Below are 16,510 nucleotides of genomic sequence, written 5' to 3' on the forward strand. Positions count from 1 at the left end.
GCGTCGTCCCGCGCCACCGGGTTGCAGAGAGGACGCTCGGCTGGGGGAAACCCCCAGCCGAGCGCCCGACTGCCTTTTCACGGCCTTGACTCGGACGGCGACCAACCCCGCACCCCGGGCAGGGGGCTCCTCTCCCGGGCTCAGGCTCAGATGTCGCCGAACTCGCCGCTGCGGACAGCGGCAACGAACGACACCCAGGCCTCGGCGGGGAAGACGAGAGCCGGCCCCTGAGGATCCTTGGAGTCACGGACAGGAGCCAGGCCGGGAAAGTCAGGAGCCACCTCGACGCAAGACCCGCCATTGTTGCTGTAGGAAGACTTGAACCACCGAGCCCCGAACAGATCTACGCCGTCGATCATGACGCCCCTCTCAGGCTTCGCCGAAGTCGCCGCTGCGAATGGCGGTAACGAATGACACCCAGGCCTCGGCCGGGAAGACGAGAGCCGGGCCGTGGGGGTCCTTCGAGTCACGAACGGGCGCAAGACCCGGGAAGTCCGCTGCTACCTCGACGCAGTTACCACCGTTGTTGCTGTACGTGCTCTTCCGCCACCTGGCGTCGACGAGGTCGAGTTCCATAGCGCTCACAGCCCTTCCGTGCCCTCCCCCGCCCACGCAAAAACGCCTGGCTGGGGGAAACCCCCAGCCAGGCGTCCGACTACCTCTTCACAACTTCGACTCGGACGGCAACCAACCGTGCACCCCAAGCAGGAGACACCTCTCCCGGGCTCAGACGTCGCGGAACTCGCCGCTGCGGACAGCGGCAACGAACGACTTCCACGCCTCGGCCGGGAAGACGAGAGCCGGGCCCTGGGGGTCCTTGGAGTCACGGACAGGAGTCAGGCCGGGGAAGTCGGGAGCCACCTCGACGCAGGTACCGCCGTTGTTGCTGTAACTGCTCTTGAACCATGCGGCGTCGGACAGGTCTACAGGGGAAATCATGACGTTCCTCTCACGCCTTGCTTGCGGATCATCTCCAGTGACGCAGCCTTCGACAGCGCTTCCACCTGGAGCTGATGGTAGTCCCGTTCCCAGGCCTGGGCCGTATCAGCGTCTCGCGCGAGGAAGCCGCGCAGCTGGCACTCCGAGTATGCCAGGAGTGATCGATCCGCCAGGGTAAGCAGCGTAACAACCATGGTGAACGGCAGCTCTTCTGCGAGTGAGAACGGCGCCACCTGGATGGTGACGTTCGGACGGCTTGCGAGGTCTTCAAGGTGCGCCAGCTGCCGCGCCATGACCCTGGGCCCTCCCACCCTTCGCAGGAGCGCACCTTCATCCAGGACGAAGTGCAGGCGCGGAGCCGACCGCTGGTCGAGCAGCTTCTGCCGTGTGGCCAGGAAGTCGAGGCGATCCGCCGCCTGCTCCTCGGTGATGCTGCCGCGCCGCACGGCCGCAGAGGCAAAGGCGTTGGCGTACTCCATGGTCTGAGCCAGGCCTGGCACGATGCCCAACTCGAAGTGGGAGATGCCCTGAGCTTTCGCCTCTTGCGCCGCGTACTCGGGAAACCCTTCCAGCAACGACGACCTGCTCAGGCTCCAGTACGTCAGTTCCAATGTTCCACCGGCATCGATGACCTTGTCAGCCTTACGAACCCAGTCAAGCGTGGGATTGCGCGTCCCTCTTTCGAGGTTCGAAATCTGACTATCACTCAAGTTCGTACGCTGGCCAAGCTGGGTCTGCGTCAAGCCTGCCGCCTTGCGCAGCTTGCGCAGTTGGGCTCCGAACGCCTTGAGGGGCGAGGCCGATGGATCCAGCCGAGACTCACGCATCGTCAGACCTCCACTGCTGCACGAATACCACACGGGGGAACTGTCAAGTGGGAAAGCCTTCCGATCGTAGCGGGCAAGGGGCCACTATGGCTACACCCAGTTATTCACCGGGAGCACAGAGCAACCAGCGGAGACCCCATGCGCCACGCGCGGAATCCCGGTAATCGCCTTCAACTCGCACTGGACTTCACCAGTCCGGAGGACGGCGATCCGCGCGAGGGCATCGTCATGGAGGTCGCGTCCGGGAAGGCCCACCGCCCGCCCGTCGACGGGTGGCCACTGCCACCCTCCATCAATTCCTCTTACCTGGAGCAGAGTTGAGCAGGACCCGCATCATGAGCAAGCCCCCGGCCCGCCGGTCGGGGCAGCAGATCTTCGCCCTGCGCGAGGACCCCGGCGGATCGGGCGAACTGTCCGCCCTCCTCGTCGATCCCGTCTACATGGACGGGCTGATCCTCCCCGGCGGCAGCGCCGAGCAGGACGAACTCCCCCACCTCGCGGCCCGCCGGCACCTCGAAACCGAGACCGGCCTCGTCCTGCCCCTGCGCACCGTCCTCACCATCGACTACATGCCGGCCGCCGAGTTCCCCGAGGGCCTCAACCTCGTCTACGCGGGCGGGAAGCTCACCCCCCAGCAGGCCAACACCGCCACCCACCACCAGCCCCCGGACGAACTCCGCGCCCTCCACTGGGTCCCCCGTCACCGGCTCCGCGACCTCATGGCCGACGACCAGTGCCGCCGTGTCGAGGACGCCTGGGACGCCTGGGAGCACGGCGACGGCCTCCCCCTCCTTGTCCGGGGCGTCCCGGTCCCGGTCGGCTGATCACACCGACACCCCAGAGGCCGGACCGCCATCGCTGCGGTCCGGACCCTCACTTCAGCAGAACCCCTGAGTCGGCGTCGTAGCGCACCGCACGGCGCACTCCATTCGCACACACCCCTCCCTTGAGGCACTCCCCCATGCTCAAAACCCACCGCCGTCCCCGCATGTTCGTCGCGCGTCTCGACTCCCGTACCGAGTCCACGCCCCTGGCGCGCTACCTGCTCCGCGCGTACCTCTCCGGCCTCCCCGCCGGCGAGCGCTACGCCGACACCGCCGAGTTGCTCCTCGGCGAGTTGTTCGCCAACGCCGTCCAGCACTCCGACGCCCCCGACGACCAGCACATCGAGGTCCGCTTCACCGTCACCGGCTCCCGTCTCCGGCTCGAAGTCCACGACGCCGACACCACCCACCCCTCCCTCCGCCTCCCCGCTCCCGACGACGAGCACGGCCGAGGCCTGCTCCTCGTCGACCAGCTCGCCGAACGCTGGGGCAGCGCCAACCGCCCCGGCGGCACCGGCAAGTACGTCTGGGCGCTCGTCGCCCCCGCCCCCAGCCCCTCCCTCGTCACCGCCTGAAAGCCCGAACCCCCATGCACCTCACCACGCTCGCTGGCCACGCCCTCTCCCGCGGCCGCACCCCCGCCGACACCTACGCCCTCCTCGCCCGCCGCACCCACAAGCCCGTCCCCTCCGCCCGGGCCGTCTGCCTCGCCCTCACCATCCCCCTCGCCGAGACCGTCCGCCGCCTGGCCGACTGCCACGACGCCCTGCTCACGGACCCCCGCCCGGGCTCCGAGACCGACACCGGCGAACTCCTCGAAGCCCTCGGCGTCTTCGACGTCCCCGCCTCCCTCACCGACACCGAACTCGCCGTCGTCGAGCTCTTCCTCACCGCCATCGACGCCATGGGGGGCATCCGACCCGGCCACCACCACGGCCTCACCCGCTGGTTCACCACCGGCAACCTCACCGCGGCCTACCTCTCCCTCGCCGCCGCCCGACCCCTCCCCCGCACCGGCAACCCCACCCTGTACTGGACCACCCTCGTCACCGCCGGCGAACTCCTCACCACCACCCCCAACCCCGACACCCGCCTCACCTACGCCCTCACCCACTGCCGCACCCAAGCCACCCGCACCTGACCAACACCCCTTGCTGCGCAGGAAGTCGGCCCCACCGACTTCCTGCGCAGCAGCACACGCCGATCGCCCCGCCCAAAAACCCAGCCGCCCCATGCACGAGAAGTCGACCCCGCCGACTTCCTGTACGCCATCCCAGAGGGCGTTCTGTGAGGGCATGAGAGAGGTCCATCCATTGCGCCGAAGGCCGGTGCCGATCAACGCGGTTGACGTTCGGCAAGGACGCGTTCCGACGGAGACAGGAACGAGCGCAGCCCGCCCAGGCGACCTCTCGGCCACCAGGGCGCGTTTCGAAAGTGCTGGTCACCGCCACTCGTTGACGGCTTCGACCAGCACCGTCGCTTCGTGGCGGACGGCGAGTTCGTCGTGTCCCGTGGCTGCCGCGCGGTGGTGCTTGAAACGGTGGTTCACCATCACGGTGCCGCCGAGGCCGACGCGGCCCCCGGCACTCGCCCTTCGAGAACGGATCCGTCACGACGGGCGACGCGTCACGCCCGTCCTGGACCGGGTACCGCGAGGGCGACAGGCCCACCCGTCAGTTGCGCGAGCCACGCCGAGTTGGCCGCACGCACCTCCTGCGGACGTTCACCGATCAGGCCGCGGGACTCGCCGGCTGCGGGCATGCGACGGAGCCCCGCAGCCGAACGGACGGGGCGTCAGCGCATGCCACCGGAAGCGAGGATGACATCCCCGGTGATCCAGCGCGCGTCGTCGGAAGCCAGGAAGGCCACCAGCGGGCCGTAGTCGTCCGGGGTGCCCGTACGGCCCAGCGGGGTACCGGCGATCGCCTGTGCCTCCTGGGCCGAGCCGGGGAATCCCATGGCCCTGGTGCCCTCGGTGTCCGACGGTCCGGGCATGATCGCGTTGACCCGGATGCCGCGCGGGCCCAGCTCCTTGGCCGCCACGATGGTGAACGCGTTGACGGCGCTCTTGGACGCGACATAGAGCGAGGCGTACGGCGGGTGGGTGAGCGTGCCGGCCGTCGAGACGTTGATGATGGACGCGGCGCCGATGTCGTCCTGCGCGGCCAGGGCCTGCGTTGTGAGGATCGTACCGAGCAGGTTCGTGGTCATCTCGCGCTGGAACTCCTCCTCGGTGATGCCCGACAGCGGCGCGAAGGCGGCGACGGCCGCGTTGTTCACGAGCACGTCGACCGGTCCGTACTCCTCGCGCGCGCGATCGAACAGATGGCGCACGTCGTCGCCGCGGGCCACGTCCGCCCGGACCGCGATCGCCCGGCCGCCCCCGGCGGTGATGCCCGCGACGACCCGTCCGGCACCCTCCGCGTCCTCCCGGTAGTTCACCACGACGGCCGCGCCGCTCCCGGCCAGCGCCTTGGCGATCCCCGCACCGAGGCCCTTCGACGCGCCCGTGACGATCGCCGTACGTGCGTTGCTGCTGATCACAGTGACTCCTCGAACGTTGGTGCCTGCGGAAGTCACCGTAGGAAAGCTGGTTACTGCGAGGAAGTACGTACTTTTTTGTCACCTCATGACGTGATGGAAACTCAGCACGTCGCGACGGCCGCCCGGCTCCTGGCCCACGACACCTTCGACAACAGGTGCGTGCTCAGGCCGATCATGGATCAGACGACAAGCCGCTGGGCGACACTGATCGTCTCGGCCCTCGTCGCCGGCCCGCACCGCTTCGCGCAGCTGCACCAACGAGTCGGTGGCATCAGCCAGAAGATGCTGTCGCAGAACCTCAAGGCACTGGCCCGGGCCGGGCTCGTCGACCGCCATGTCGCGCCCACCACCCCGCCCCAGGTCACCTACGACCTGACGGAACTCGGTGTCGGCCTGGCCGGACCGCTGACCGAACTCATCCAGTGGTTCGGCCGGCACGGGGACGAGCTCCTCGCCGCCCAGGAGCGCTACGACCGCCGGCAGGAGCCACCGCACGCGTCCTGAGTGGGACGGCCGCCTGTCGGAGCCGTCGCCTAGAGTGCGGCATCGGATACGACGACGGCCGACAAGGGATGGGCGATGACCGAGGCGTGGGACCGACTGCGGGCGGTCATGGGAGAGCCGGTGTACACCCCGGCGCGGGTTCCGTGGGAGCTGGCGCCCGGCGAACTCGGGGTCCAGCTGCCCTCGGACTACCGCGCGTTCATCGACCTGTACGGCGGGGTGAGTCTGAACGGCGAGTGGGGCGTGTACACGCCGAGCGAGAAGCCGTCCTTCTACAAGGCGCCGGGCGGCCTGGCGGACTGGCGTATCACGAACGACGTCGATCTCCGCGACCAGATCGAGGGCGAGGAGCAGTGGTGGGACCAGCCGGGCCCCACCCCGGTGTTCCCGGATCCGGGCGGCCTGCTGTCCTGGGGCTGGAACAGCAACCACAACCAGTGCTGCTGGCTGACGACCGGTCCGGACCCCGAGCAGTGGCCGGTGACGGTGTTCTACGAGGACCGGCTCGACCACTTCGACGGCGGTTTCGCGGAGTTCGTGGCAACTGTGCTGACCGGCGGCTACGCGGCGGAGGACGAGCTGCTGGTGCGCGCGGACCCCGAGGTGTGGGGGCCTCAGCCGGCCCGACCCCTCTGGTCTCCCAAGAGCGACTGGGCGGGCAGGAACTGGGGCGCCGAGTGGGGTATCGAGGGATTCCTCGACGCGCCCGGGTCGACGGAGATGCCGTGGGTCAGGACGTGATGGGCGATCGGCGCGACGGGCAGCTCCGCTTCAAGGCGCCGGTCCGGTACCGGCGGACGGGCCGGCGGACCTTGGTCCTCTTCCCGACCGCTCTGGCCTGCGCCCTTGCCTTCGTCCTCGCCGCGGGGGCCAAGGGCCGGGATCCCGCGATGATCGCGGCCTTCACGGTCTGCCTGATCGTCGCCTATGTCATCGCCGCCTCCTTCGTGGGCCCGTTCTGCGGCAGTACCACGGTGGATTCCGCGGGCCTGACCACGCGGACCCTGCTGAGGACACGTGTGGTCACCTGGCCGCAGGTGCGGTCGTTCGGGTTCTCGCCGGAGGTCAACCGCGGCATCGAGCACTGTCTCCTGGAGGTGCGCCTGCACCAGGGGCGGGCGGTCGTCCTGCCGGGCCTGGTCGCGTCGAGCGCGGACGACCCGGAGCTCCGGTCGCGCCTGTCCCAGCTGCGGGCCGCGTGGACCGCGGCCCGATCCGCTGCCGCGGCCGGGTGATGCGGCTCGACGGGCGTGCTGCCCCGGCTGGCCGGCCCGGGCGGCCCGGCCGGGTCTGCCCCGCGGGGGCAGCGACTCTGCCCCCGTGTACCTGGCCGGGGGCCGACCGTGGCACGTATACAGGAGGCTGAGCCGTCCTCCGCCCCGAAAGGGTCCCTCATGCACGCACGGGAAGCCGCCAGAACGCCGGACGGCGCCCGCTCCGGCCGCCGGGGCGCCGACTCCGCGCGGACGGCCCGCACCGCGGCCGTGCCGGTGCGGCCGGGGGCGGGTCTTCCGTCCCCGCTGGAGGTGGCCGCCCTTCAGCGCACCGTCGGCAACGCCGCCGTGGCCCGGATGTTCGAGGAGGCCCGCCACCGGCACGGCCCGGGCTGCGGCCACCAGGAGCCGGACGGCGGCGGGGCGCCCGTGCAGCGCTCCGCCGTGCACCGGGTCCTCGGGTCGCCGGGCCGGCCGCTCGACGCCGGGCTGCGGGAGGAGATGGAGCAGCGGCTGCAGGCGGACTTCTCCGACGTGCGGGTGCACACCGGCACGGCCGCGCAGCGTTCGGCGCAGGAGGTGGGTGCCCGCGCCTACACCTCGGGCAGCCATGTCGTCCTCGGTGCCGCAGGGGCGGACAAGCACACCCTGGCCCATGAGTTGACCCATGTGATCCAGCAGCGCAACGGCCCGGTGGCCGGGACGGACCACGGGAACGGCCTGCGCGTCAGCGACCCGTCCGACCGCTTCGAGCGCGAGGCGGAGGCGACCGCGCGCCGGGTGATGGCGGCGCCGGTGCAGCGGGCCGTCGCCGTCCCGGACGCGCCCGGCCGCGTGGACCGTGCCCCGGGCGGGGCGGCCCCGGCGGTGCAGCGGGTCGTCACCGTCGCCAGGGGAACGATCGGCAGTTCGGGGGAGACCGACAAGGTCCAGTGGAATGCCGGGCGTCACAAGAACCTGCCGGAGGCGGACAGGAAGGCCATCCTGGCCGAGATCGGGAGGATGGCCGACGCGGAGGAATCCGAACACTTCACCTCGTACGAGAAGCTCATCGACGCGGCCCACGCCCGGGTGCGGGCGGCGAGCGGGCAGAACCTGGCGCCCGTGACGCCCGTCGCCGTCGCCACCGGGGCGCTCCAGCACACCTTGACGATCTCCGACGAGGAGCAGATGAAGCGCCACAAGGAAGTGCGCCGGCGGCTGTCCCTGCGCGGGGTCAGCCTCGACCTGGAGGCGTTCCGCAACCGGCAGGCGATGGTGAACCCGTTCACGTACAGCGACGTGGAGGACGGCGCCTCCTACACCATCGGCGCCGGCGGGAACTTCGTTCTCGGCAGCGTGCAGGAGGGCGACTACTCCCAGCTGTTCGACCTGGCCAGGAGCAAGTCGGGCCTCACGGAGCAGCAGTTGGCGAACCGGTTCATCAAGGCGCTGTCGGAGAGCGGCAGCAGGCCGTTCGACGATCTGCCCAAGGACGCGCAGAAGTACTGCGCCAAGATCGTGGCCATCATCCAGGGCGCCGAGTTCCGCCGGGCCGCCGCCAACCCGACCGCGGCCGTCGCGGCGTTCAACAAGGTGGTCACCGGTGAGACGGCCACGCTCCACGAAGCGATGAACACGTTCACCCTGTTCGCCAAGGCCGGCGGCGGATCGGCGGACTCGCAGTACCACCGCGCCGGCAAGGAGCCCGACGCGGAGCTCAACGCCCGCATCCTCCAGGAGTTCAGGTCACTGGCCCAGCTCGTGTCCGCGAACGGCTTCGACCCCAACGACGAGAAGCAGTTCTACACGGCCTGCGAGACCATCGCGGTCGGCTCCATGAACTCCTTCAAGTCGAACTTCAGCTACACGATGACGTGAGCGGACCGGCCCCCGGGACCGCGCAGGCGCCGAGGTGTCGGCCGTCGCCGCCGAGGCGACGACGGCCGACGCCCTTGTGCGGTGGGTCAGTTGTCGTTGTTGACCTTGGTGTAGGCCGCGCTGTAGCCGGTCGGACAGTAGAGGGTGTCGCTCCCGTTGCCCATGTGCCAGGAGCCGAGGACCGTCGTCTGGTTGCCCTTGACGTTGTCGTTGTTGCAGACCAGCACCAGCTGCCAGTGGTTCTTGGTGGCGGTGGTCTGGCAGCTCACCGATCCCCAGTTCGTGCCCTGGGTGGTGCTGCAGTACGAGGTCGCCGACGCCCCCGGCGCCGCCATCACACCGGCGGCCACCAGCAGCGCCGCACCGGTTCCCAGAGCCGCAATTCGACGCATGACCTTCTCCTTCGTCGCATCTCGAACAAGCTGTGCGGTCAGCATGCCGAGGATGCGATCAGTTGTATCCACTGTCGGCGCGACTGGCCGAAACCGGCCGTTCCGCTCTCCCGGGCGGCACCTGCCGGGACCGCCGTGCGCCCGGGGCGCCCGGCCGAGGGGGGAAGGTCCCGGCCGGGCGCCCGACGGTCAACCGGCTACCGCTCAGGGGCCCGTGATCGTCCAGTACACGGCGGCGTTGTTGCCACCGCCCCCGCTCTGCGCGAACCGGAACATCGGGTCGGAGCCGGCGGAGTCGTAGCCGTTGCTGCCGGCGTACGGGTTGTTCCAGTGGAGCTGCACGCGCTTGCCGTTGAGCCCGGGGTTCCCGCAGTTCTCGGCGTCGTAGATGACGTGGCCCTCGGTCCCGGTGAGGAAGCCGTCGCTCTCGGACTGCCAGCGCCCGGTGTTCCCGTCGCGCACGATGGCGTCCGGGGCCAGGCCGCTCGACCAGATGCCGTGGTCCAGCCAGGCGTTCTGCAGGCGCAGTTCGCAGCCCGTCCAGTTGACGACCGCGACCTGCGTGCTGCGCGCCGCGCTCAGCGCCTGCGCCGGCTGCTGGTCCGCGGTGGCCGCGCCGGCCGGGGCGGCCGTCGCGAACAGCGCGGCGGCGACGCCCGCCGCGGCCAGCGCCGTACGGACCAGGGACTTCCGCTGTGCCATGGGGTACTCCTCTCGTTCTCGGACCGCGTCGGTGCGGTCCTGCTGCTCGAAGCCTCGGCCGGGCCCGTCAACAGGCGGTCGACAATGTGTTGACAGGTGATGGACAAGCAGCGCGTCGTCGACCGCCCGGACCGGGCACGGCGCCTCTGACCAGGGGTGATGCGGTCGGTATCATGCGCCGGGGGGATCGTTGTTCGGGCGGAGGGGGACGGCTGGTGGGTGGTTTGCGGTTCGCGGTGCTGGGGCCGCTGCGGGGGTGGCGGGACGGCGGCGAGCTCGTGCTCGGGTCGCCGCAGCAGCGCAGCCTGCTGCTCGCGCTGCTGCTGCGGGCCGGCCGCCCGGTGTCGACCGGTCAGCTCGTCGACGACCTGTGGGGCGAGGAGCCGCCCGCCAAGCCCTCCGCCGTGATCCGCACCTACGTCCACCGCCTGCGCCGCGTCCTGGGGCCCGACGCGCCGACCACGCTCAGTGGGGGCTACCTGCTCGCCCTGGACCCGGGCGCACTGGACACCCACCGCGTCGAGGAGCTCCTCGACGAGGCGAAGGAGCTGCGCGCCGACGGCGAGCACGCCCACGCCGCCGGCGTGCTCCGCTCGGCACTGGCCCTGTGGCAGGGCGAGCCGATGACCGCGCTCCCCGGCCCCTACGCCGAACGCCAGCGCGGCGAGTGGGCCGAACGCCGGGTGACCGTCCTGGAGTCGTGCCTGGAGGCCGAGGTCGAGGCCGGACCGTCCGGCGAGATCGTCGCCGAACTGAGCGCCGTCGTGGCCGAACACCCGCTCAGGGAACGGTTCTCCGAGCTGCTGATGCTCGTCCTCTACGGAACCGGCCGGCAGGCCGAGGCCCTGGGCGTGTACCGCGCGGCGGACCGGCGGCTGCGCGAGCAGCTCGGCGTCAGCGCCGGGCCCGGACTGCGCGAGCTGCAGCGCCGGATCCTGGTGGCCGACGCCGGCCTCGTGGCGCCCGCGCGGCCCCGGCCCGCCGCCGCGGCCCGCCCGGCCCACCAGGAGCGCCCGCCGTACCGGGCGGCGGTCCGGCCGACCCAGGTCCCGGCCGACCTCGCCGACTTCACCGGCCGCGAGGCGCAGACCGAGGCCCTGCGGGCCGTCCTGCTCGCCCCCGGCACCGTGCCCGTGGCCACCGTCTCCGGCCTGGGCGGCGTGGGCAAGACGGCGCTGGCCGTCCACGTCGCGCACGAGCTGGCCGCCGACTTCCCCGACGGCCAGCTCTACCTCGACCTGCACGGCGCCGACGGCCGCCCGACCCGCCCCGAGGAGGCCGTGGGCACGTTCCTGCGCTCCCTCGGCGTACCGGCGGACGCACTGGCCCCCGGGCTCGCCGAGCGCTCCGCCCAGTTCCGCTCGCTGCTCTCCGGCCGGCGCGTGCTGGTGGTCCTCGACAACGCCCGGGACGCCGAACAGATCAGGCCGCTGCTGCCCGGCCGACCCGGCTGCGCCGTGCTCGTCACCAGCCGGGCCAGGCTCGGTTCGCTGCCCAACGCGCACGTCGTCGAACTGTCCGCCTTCGCCCGGCAGGAGGCCCTCGGCCTGCTCGGCCGGGTGATCGGCGGGCAGCGGCTGCGGGCCGAGGAGCCGACGGCCGCGGAACTCGTCCGGCTCTGCGGGCACCTCCCGCTGGCCGTGCGCATCCTCGCCGCCCGCCTCGCCTGCCGGCCGGACTGGACCATGGCCCGGCTGCTCGACAAGCTGTCCGGCGACGGGCGCCGGCTGGACGTGCTGCGCGCCGGGGACCTCGCCGTCGAACCGGCGTTCCGCTTCGGCTACGACCAGCTGACGCCCGAACAGGCCCGGGCCTTCCGGCTGTTGGCGGTGCCGGAGGTGCCGGACCTGTCGCCGGGCGCGGTCGCGGCGGTGCTCGGCCTGCCCGAGGAGGAGGCCGAGGAACTGGCCGAGTCGCTGGTCGACTGCTCGATGCTGGAGACCGCGCCCCCGGACCGCTACCGGTACCACGACCTGCTGCGCGCCTTCGCCCAGCAGCTCGCCCCGGCCCCGCAGGCCGGCCCGCAGGCGGGGGCCGGCTCGCAGGCGGAGGCGGCGGAGGACTTCCCGGCCGCCGTGCTCACCCGGCTGGCGGCCCACCACCACGCCGAGACCGTCGCGGCCCTCGGCCCGTCCGCCGCCCGCGCCGCCCTGCCCGGTGCCGTTGCCGACGGCGGTGCCGGAGCCGATGGCGGTGCCGGTGCCGGAGCCGCCTTGCGTGCGGCGGCACCGCCCCACGGCCGCGTCGACTACCACGGCATCGGCGCACTCGTCGGCCAGTACGCCGGGCTCCCCGAGCCGCCCCGGCTCGACCTGGTCGCCGAACTGCTGCTCGGCTGCAGCCTGTTGTGCGACACCGGCCAGGCCACCCGGCCGCTCGGACACGCGGCCAAGGTCCTGCTCCGGGCCGCCCTCCGGCAGGGCGACCGCACGGCCGAGGTCAGGGCCCGGCTGGTGCTCGGACGACTGCTCACCGAGGTCGGCTCCGAACCCGCGGCCCTCGCCGAACTGCTCAGGGCCCGCGACCTGTGCACCGCCCACGACCTGCCGGGGCCGCTCCTCGCCCTGGCCCACGCCTCACTGGCCGCCCTGTTCGTCCAGGTCGGCCGGCCGGGCGACGCGGTCGCCGGCTTCACGGCGGCGGTCTCGGCCTGGGAGAAGCTCGGCGACCGGCGCTCGGTGGCGGCCGAACTGCTCAACCTGGCCCGCGCGTTCACCGAACTCGGCCGGTTCGACGCGGCCGTCCGCGTCGTCGACCAGTCCCTGCTGATCTGCCACCGGCTCGCCGACCACGACCTCCAGGCGCTCGCCCTCGACTCGATGGGGACGATCGCCCACGACCGCGGCGAGTTCGAACAGGCCCTGCACCACCACCGCAACGCCCTGTCCCTGCTGCGGCCGGACGACCGGCGCCGCACGGGCCGTACGCTGCTGCGGCTCACCGAGTCGCTGCGCGCCGTCGGCCGCGGCGAGGAAGCCGTGGCGGCGGCCGACCGGGCGGTCGAGGTGCTGACGCTCGACGGCGACCGCCGGGGACGGGGGCTGGCCCTGGCGGCGCTCGGCGACGTACTCGCCGAGCGCGGCGGGGACGGCGACGGCGACGCGGCCCGGGCCCACCGGTCGGAGGCCTACGACATCCTGGCCTCCCTCGGCTCCCCCGAGGCCAACCGGCTGCGCGCCCTGATCGGCCCGGGCGGACCCGCCGTGCGGCCCCGCCGGCAGTGGCCGTCCTGGCTGCCGGAGTGACCCTCCCAAGGCCCGGCCGGCGGCCGGCGGCTCACCTCAACGTCCACACCTGGTTGTCCGCGCCCGAGCAGGGCGCCACTCGGACCCAGTGGCCCACGCCGTCGGACGTCAGGCACAGGTTGGTGTCGGCGTTGACGATCCGGTGGCCGCCCGGAACCGGCGTGATGGCCCAGACCTGGTTCCAGTTGGACGGCGGGCTCGTCCAGATCTGCACCCGACCGCTGTCCCTGTCCTGGTCCAGCCCCTTGGTGAAGTTGCTGGAGGCGTTGCGCAGGTAGTACCTACCCTCGTCGACCTTGTCCAGCCGCCACACCTGCGCCAGCGTGCCGTTGGCATCGAAGGTGTCGACCTGGTTGCCGTCCCGGTCCTTGGAGTAGGAGTTGTCCAGCGTGCCGCCGTTGCTGCTGATCCGCGCCAGCTCGGGCAGCGGTGCCACCGGCTGCTGGGTGGGCTGCGTCGGCGTCGCGGACGCCGTGGGCGTGGCCGTTTCGTCGGGGGCCGGCCGGGCCGGGGCGGTGGGGGTCGGCGCGGGCGCGGCGGGGTTCTCCCCGGTGGTGGGGGCGGGGACCGGGAGCGGGGCGGAGCTGCGGGTGGGCACGGCGGCGGCCGGGGCGGGGGGCGTGGCGAAGGGGCTCCGGGTGGTCGGCGCGGGGGCGGCCGGGGCGGGAGCGGGACTCTCGCCCGTGCCCGGCACGGCCGGCGGGGGCGGGAGCGCCGCCGAGGCGGACGGCTGTCCGGCGAGCGGGCTGCCGGCCTCCACGAACGCGGCGGCGTCCGACCGGGCGGGGCCGTCCGTGGGCCCGGCGACGGCGGCGGTGTCCTGCGGCGCGCCGTTCCGGTCGGACCGGACGACCGCCGCCCCGGCAGCCCCGGCCATGCAGAGCAGGGTCAGGGCCGTCACCCCGGCCAGCGCCCGCAGGCGGCGCCCGACCCGCGGGGCGCGTCCGGCCTGCGGGGCGCGTCCGGCCTGCGGGGCGTGTCCGGTCCGCGGGGCGTGTCCGGCCTGCGGGGCACGTGCCGCGACCGGCCGGGGCCGGGTCCCACTCCCTGTCCAGGACGGGGACGGGCCCGGCGACGGCGCCGCCTCCACCGCGGTGAGGGCGCGGCGTGCGGCGGTGGCCATCGTCGCCGCGTCGGGCCAGCGCTCACCGGGTTCCTTGGCCATCGCCCGCTCGACCAGCGCCCACACCGGCGCGGGCACCTCCCCGGGAAGCGGCGGCACGGGCTCCGTCAGGTGCTTGAGGATCACTTCGAGGGCGGTCTCCCCCTCGTACGGGAGCCGGCCGGCGAGACACTCGTAGAGGACCACGCCGAGCGCATAGAGGTCGGCCGAGGCGGTGACCGTCCCGGTGGAGGCCTGTTCCGGCGCCTGGTAGGCGGCGGTACCCAGCACCATCCCCGGGACGGTCGTCCGGGCGTCGCAGTCGGGCCGGGCGATGCCGAAGTCCGCGATCACCGTCCGGTCGCCACGGACCATCAGGTTGGCCGGTTTGATGTCCCGGTGGACCACCCCGGACTCGTGCGCGGCCTCCAGCGCCTCCAGCACCTGCAGGGCCAGCTCCAGGGCCTCCGCCACCGGCAGGGCTCCGCGGCGCTCCAGGACGGCGCTCAGCGGTTGCCCTTCGATCAGCTCCATGACCAGGTAGCCGACCGGGCGCCGACCGTTCGCGGCGCCGGCCCCGGCGTCAGGCCCGTGGTCGGGCCCGTGGTCGTCGCCGAGCCCGGCGTCGGGCCCGCGGTCGTGGTCGTGGCCGGCCCCGCGGTCGTGCCCGTAGTCGTACACGCCGACGATGCCCGGGTGCCGCAGCCGGGCCATGACCCGGGCCTCGGCGTGGAAGCGCTCGGCGAAGCCGGGCTCGTCCAGCAGGGCGGGCTTCACCACCTTGACCGCCACCCGGCGGCCGAGGACCTCGTCCTCGGCGAGCCACACATCGCCCATCGACCCGCCGCCCAGCCAGTCCACCAGTCGGTAGCGGTCGGCGAGCACGGTGCCGCGCATGCATCTCCCTGAATCGAGCCCGAGGACCGGAGCGGATCCGGGGACCGGCCCGGTTCCCCGGGCGTGCCCTGGTCCGGGCGCACTCCGAGGATCATGACACCGGCAAGTCAACTACTGAATTCCCATCATATGAACCGCTCTCGGCTCGGGCCATCACCGGCCCCCGCCCCCCGGCGGGCCGGCGGCGGGCCCGGTCTCCTCCGGCGGCGTGCGGGGCGCCGGATTCGTCGTTCGCCCACGGACGGTGCGACCGGGAGGCGTCTCCGCCCAGGTCGCGGGCAGCCGACCGTGCACGGACGACCCTCGCTCCACGGCCCGGTGAACCGCCCCGCCCGGCGCCGCGAACAGGCGGCGGACCGGCGGGCTTCCACGGACTTCCGCGGGCTTCTGCGGGTTCCGCGGGCTTCTGCGGGCGGTTCCGGTGCGAATGCCGACGTACCACCGCATAGCGTTCCGGGGTTTGCCCCTCCCCCAGGGGAAGGCGGCACAGTGGCGGGCGTGCAGCAGAACGTGATCACCATCGGCGAACTCGCCGCCCGGACCAGGCTCAGCCTCAAGGCCCTGCGGCTCTACGACGAGCGGGGGCTGCTGCCGCCCGCCCTGGTCGACGCGCGCACCGGGGTGCGCCGCTACGGCCCGGCGCAGGTCGAGCGGGCCCGGCGGATCGCGCTGCTGCGCGCCGCCGGGCTGCCGCTGGCGCGGATCGCGGCCGTGCTGGACGCGGCCGTGCTGGACGCGGCCGTGCTGGACGCCGACGCGGACGCCGACGGCAACGCGGGCGAGCGGGAGCTGCTGGCGTACTGGCGGGAGCGGGAGGCCGAGCACGCGGCCCGCCGGGAGGCGGTGGGCTACGCCCGGGAGGTTCTGAGCGGAAGGAGCACCACCGTGTTCGAGATCGCCGAGCGCGACGTGCCCGAGCAGCGGGTGCTGTTCGTGCGCCGGCACGTGGACGCCACCGCGCTGCCCGGCTTCCTCGCCGAGGCCGGCGAGTTGCTGCTCGGCCGGCTGCGGGAGGTCGGCGCGTGCCTGTCCGGACCGCTGTTCGCGGTGTACCACGGCCTGGTGGGCGAGGACTGCGACGCCCTGGTCGAGGTCTGCGCCCCCACCCCGAACGACGTCGGGCCGCACGGCCCGTTCGCGGTGCGCATCGAACCCGCGCACCGCGAGGCGTACACCGCCCTGACCCGGCGGGGCTTCGCCGCGATGGCCGCCGCCCACGACGCGGTGGGCGCCTGGGCCGCCGCCCGCGGGTACGGGCGGGGCGGGCCGAACCGGGAGGTGCACTACCCGAACCGGGCGACCGCCGGACCGCAGGAGCACGTCGTGGACGTCGCCGTACCGCTGGCCGCGGGCCGGTAGCCCGCGACCCCCGGCCGGGGGTTGACGGCGAGCCGACGCGGGGCCCGCCACGGCCCGTCGGGGATGACGCAGCGGGGTCACCCCCGTACGGACGGGCACCG

17 protein-coding genes are annotated in these 16,510 nt (G+C 72.9%); 9 read left to right on the plus strand and 8 right to left on the minus strand.

The features are described from left to right. Positions 1-146: 146 nt before the first annotated feature. The 4 genes from ACZ6EM_RS29545 to ACZ6EM_RS29560 all read right to left on the minus strand — a co-directional run bounded on the left by ACZ6EM_RS29545 (position 147) and on the right by ACZ6EM_RS29560 (position 1,766). Positions 147-359 carry a DUF397 domain-containing protein gene (locus ACZ6EM_RS29545; protein WP_465773645.1) on the minus strand — a complete coding sequence of 71 codons (213 nt, stop codon included), beginning with the start codon at positions 357-359 and terminating at the stop codon, positions 147-149. A gap of 10 nt (positions 360-369) precedes the next feature. Continuing rightward, positions 370-576 carry a DUF397 domain-containing protein gene (locus ACZ6EM_RS29550; protein WP_465773646.1) on the minus strand — a complete coding sequence of 69 codons (207 nt, stop codon included), beginning with the start codon at positions 574-576 and terminating at the stop codon, positions 370-372. A gap of 150 nt (positions 577-726) precedes the next feature. Then, positions 727-939, minus strand: a complete 213-nt coding sequence (locus ACZ6EM_RS29555; RefSeq protein ID WP_465773647.1) for a DUF397 domain-containing protein — start codon at positions 937-939, stop codon at positions 727-729. Next, positions 936-1,766: a helix-turn-helix domain-containing protein gene (locus ACZ6EM_RS29560; RefSeq protein ID WP_465773648.1), complete on the minus strand. Its 831-nt coding sequence runs from the start codon at positions 1,764-1,766 to the stop codon at positions 936-938. Before ACZ6EM_RS29560 ends, ACZ6EM_RS29555 begins: the two co-directional genes overlap by 4 nt. A 335-nt stretch (positions 1,767-2,101) precedes the next feature. On the opposite strand from ACZ6EM_RS29560, the gene ACZ6EM_RS29565 reads away from it, so the two are divergent. The 3 genes from ACZ6EM_RS29565 to ACZ6EM_RS29575 all read left to right on the plus strand — a co-directional run bounded on the left by ACZ6EM_RS29565 (position 2,102) and on the right by ACZ6EM_RS29575 (position 3,731). Beyond that, positions 2,102-2,590: an NUDIX domain-containing protein gene (locus tag ACZ6EM_RS29565; RefSeq protein ID WP_452178893.1), complete on the plus strand. Its 489-nt coding sequence runs from the start codon at positions 2,102-2,104 to the stop codon at positions 2,588-2,590. A 164-nt stretch (positions 2,591-2,754) separates the two neighbouring features. Then, positions 2,755-3,165: an ATP-binding protein gene (locus ACZ6EM_RS29570; protein ID WP_452178894.1), complete on the plus strand. Its 411-nt coding sequence runs from the start codon at positions 2,755-2,757 to the stop codon at positions 3,163-3,165. Positions 3,166-3,179: 14 nt separating this feature from the next. Continuing rightward, a complete protein-coding gene (locus ACZ6EM_RS29575; protein ID WP_465773649.1) occupies positions 3,180-3,731 on the plus strand; it encodes a hypothetical protein in 552 nt (183 codons plus the stop codon). A 653-nt stretch (positions 3,732-4,384) separates the two neighbouring features. On the opposite strand, the gene ACZ6EM_RS29580 is transcribed toward ACZ6EM_RS29575, so the two are convergent. Then, entirely contained in the window at positions 4,385-5,134 is a 750-nt protein-coding gene (locus tag ACZ6EM_RS29580) for an SDR family NAD(P)-dependent oxidoreductase (protein WP_465773650.1), read from the minus strand. A 93-nt stretch (positions 5,135-5,227) separates the two neighbouring features. On the opposite strand from ACZ6EM_RS29580, the gene ACZ6EM_RS29585 reads away from it, so the two are divergent. The 4 genes from ACZ6EM_RS29585 (at position 5,228) to ACZ6EM_RS29600 (ending at position 8,712) form a co-directional block, all read left to right on the plus strand. After that, the gene (locus ACZ6EM_RS29585) at positions 5,228-5,638 is read left to right on the plus strand and encodes a winged helix-turn-helix transcriptional regulator (RefSeq protein WP_452178540.1); all 411 of its coding nucleotides are present in this window, start codon (positions 5,228-5,230) and stop codon (positions 5,636-5,638) included. Positions 5,639-5,713: 75 nt separating this feature from the next. After that, positions 5,714-6,379, plus strand: coding sequence for an SMI1/KNR4 family protein (locus ACZ6EM_RS29590; RefSeq protein WP_465773651.1), 666 nt, complete (start codon positions 5,714-5,716; stop codon positions 6,377-6,379). Beyond that, entirely contained in the window at positions 6,364-6,873 is a 510-nt protein-coding gene (locus ACZ6EM_RS29595) for a PH domain-containing protein (protein ID WP_465773652.1), read from the plus strand. The genes ACZ6EM_RS29590 and ACZ6EM_RS29595 overlap by 16 nt, the downstream gene beginning before the upstream one ends. Before the next feature lie 159 nt (positions 6,874-7,032). Then, positions 7,033-8,712: an eCIS core domain-containing protein gene (locus ACZ6EM_RS29600; RefSeq protein WP_465773653.1), complete on the plus strand. Its 1,680-nt coding sequence runs from the start codon at positions 7,033-7,035 to the stop codon at positions 8,710-8,712. A gap of 86 nt (positions 8,713-8,798) precedes the next feature. On the opposite strand, the gene ACZ6EM_RS29605 is transcribed toward ACZ6EM_RS29600, so the two are convergent. Further along, positions 8,799-9,104 carry a hypothetical protein gene (locus ACZ6EM_RS29605; protein ID WP_401050661.1) on the minus strand — a complete coding sequence of 102 codons (306 nt, stop codon included), beginning with the start codon at positions 9,102-9,104 and terminating at the stop codon, positions 8,799-8,801. Positions 9,105-9,308: 204 nt separating this feature from the next. Continuing rightward, positions 9,309-9,806 carry a hypothetical protein gene (locus tag ACZ6EM_RS29610; RefSeq protein ID WP_465773654.1) on the minus strand — a complete coding sequence of 166 codons (498 nt, stop codon included), beginning with the start codon at positions 9,804-9,806 and terminating at the stop codon, positions 9,309-9,311. 215 nt (positions 9,807-10,021) lie between these two features. Between ACZ6EM_RS29610 and ACZ6EM_RS29615 the strand changes: the two genes are divergently transcribed. After that, positions 10,022-13,051 (plus strand): AfsR/SARP family transcriptional regulator, encoded by a 3,030-nt coding sequence (locus ACZ6EM_RS29615; RefSeq protein WP_465773655.1) that lies wholly within the window; start codon positions 10,022-10,024, stop codon positions 13,049-13,051. A 31-nt stretch (positions 13,052-13,082) separates the two neighbouring features. On the opposite strand, the gene ACZ6EM_RS29620 is transcribed toward ACZ6EM_RS29615, so the two are convergent. Next, on the minus strand, positions 13,083-15,050 hold the full coding sequence (locus ACZ6EM_RS29620; RefSeq protein ID WP_465773656.1) for a serine/threonine protein kinase: 1,968 nt from the start codon (positions 15,048-15,050) through the stop codon (positions 13,083-13,085). 498 nt (positions 15,051-15,548) lie between these two features. Between ACZ6EM_RS29620 and ACZ6EM_RS29625 the strand changes: the two genes are divergently transcribed. Further along, positions 15,549-16,409: a MerR family transcriptional regulator gene (locus ACZ6EM_RS29625; protein WP_465773657.1), complete on the plus strand. Its 861-nt coding sequence runs from the start codon at positions 15,549-15,551 to the stop codon at positions 16,407-16,409. Positions 16,410-16,510 lie beyond the last annotated feature (101 nt).

It is taken from the genome of Kitasatospora sp. NPDC041917, from assembly GCF_055589745.1.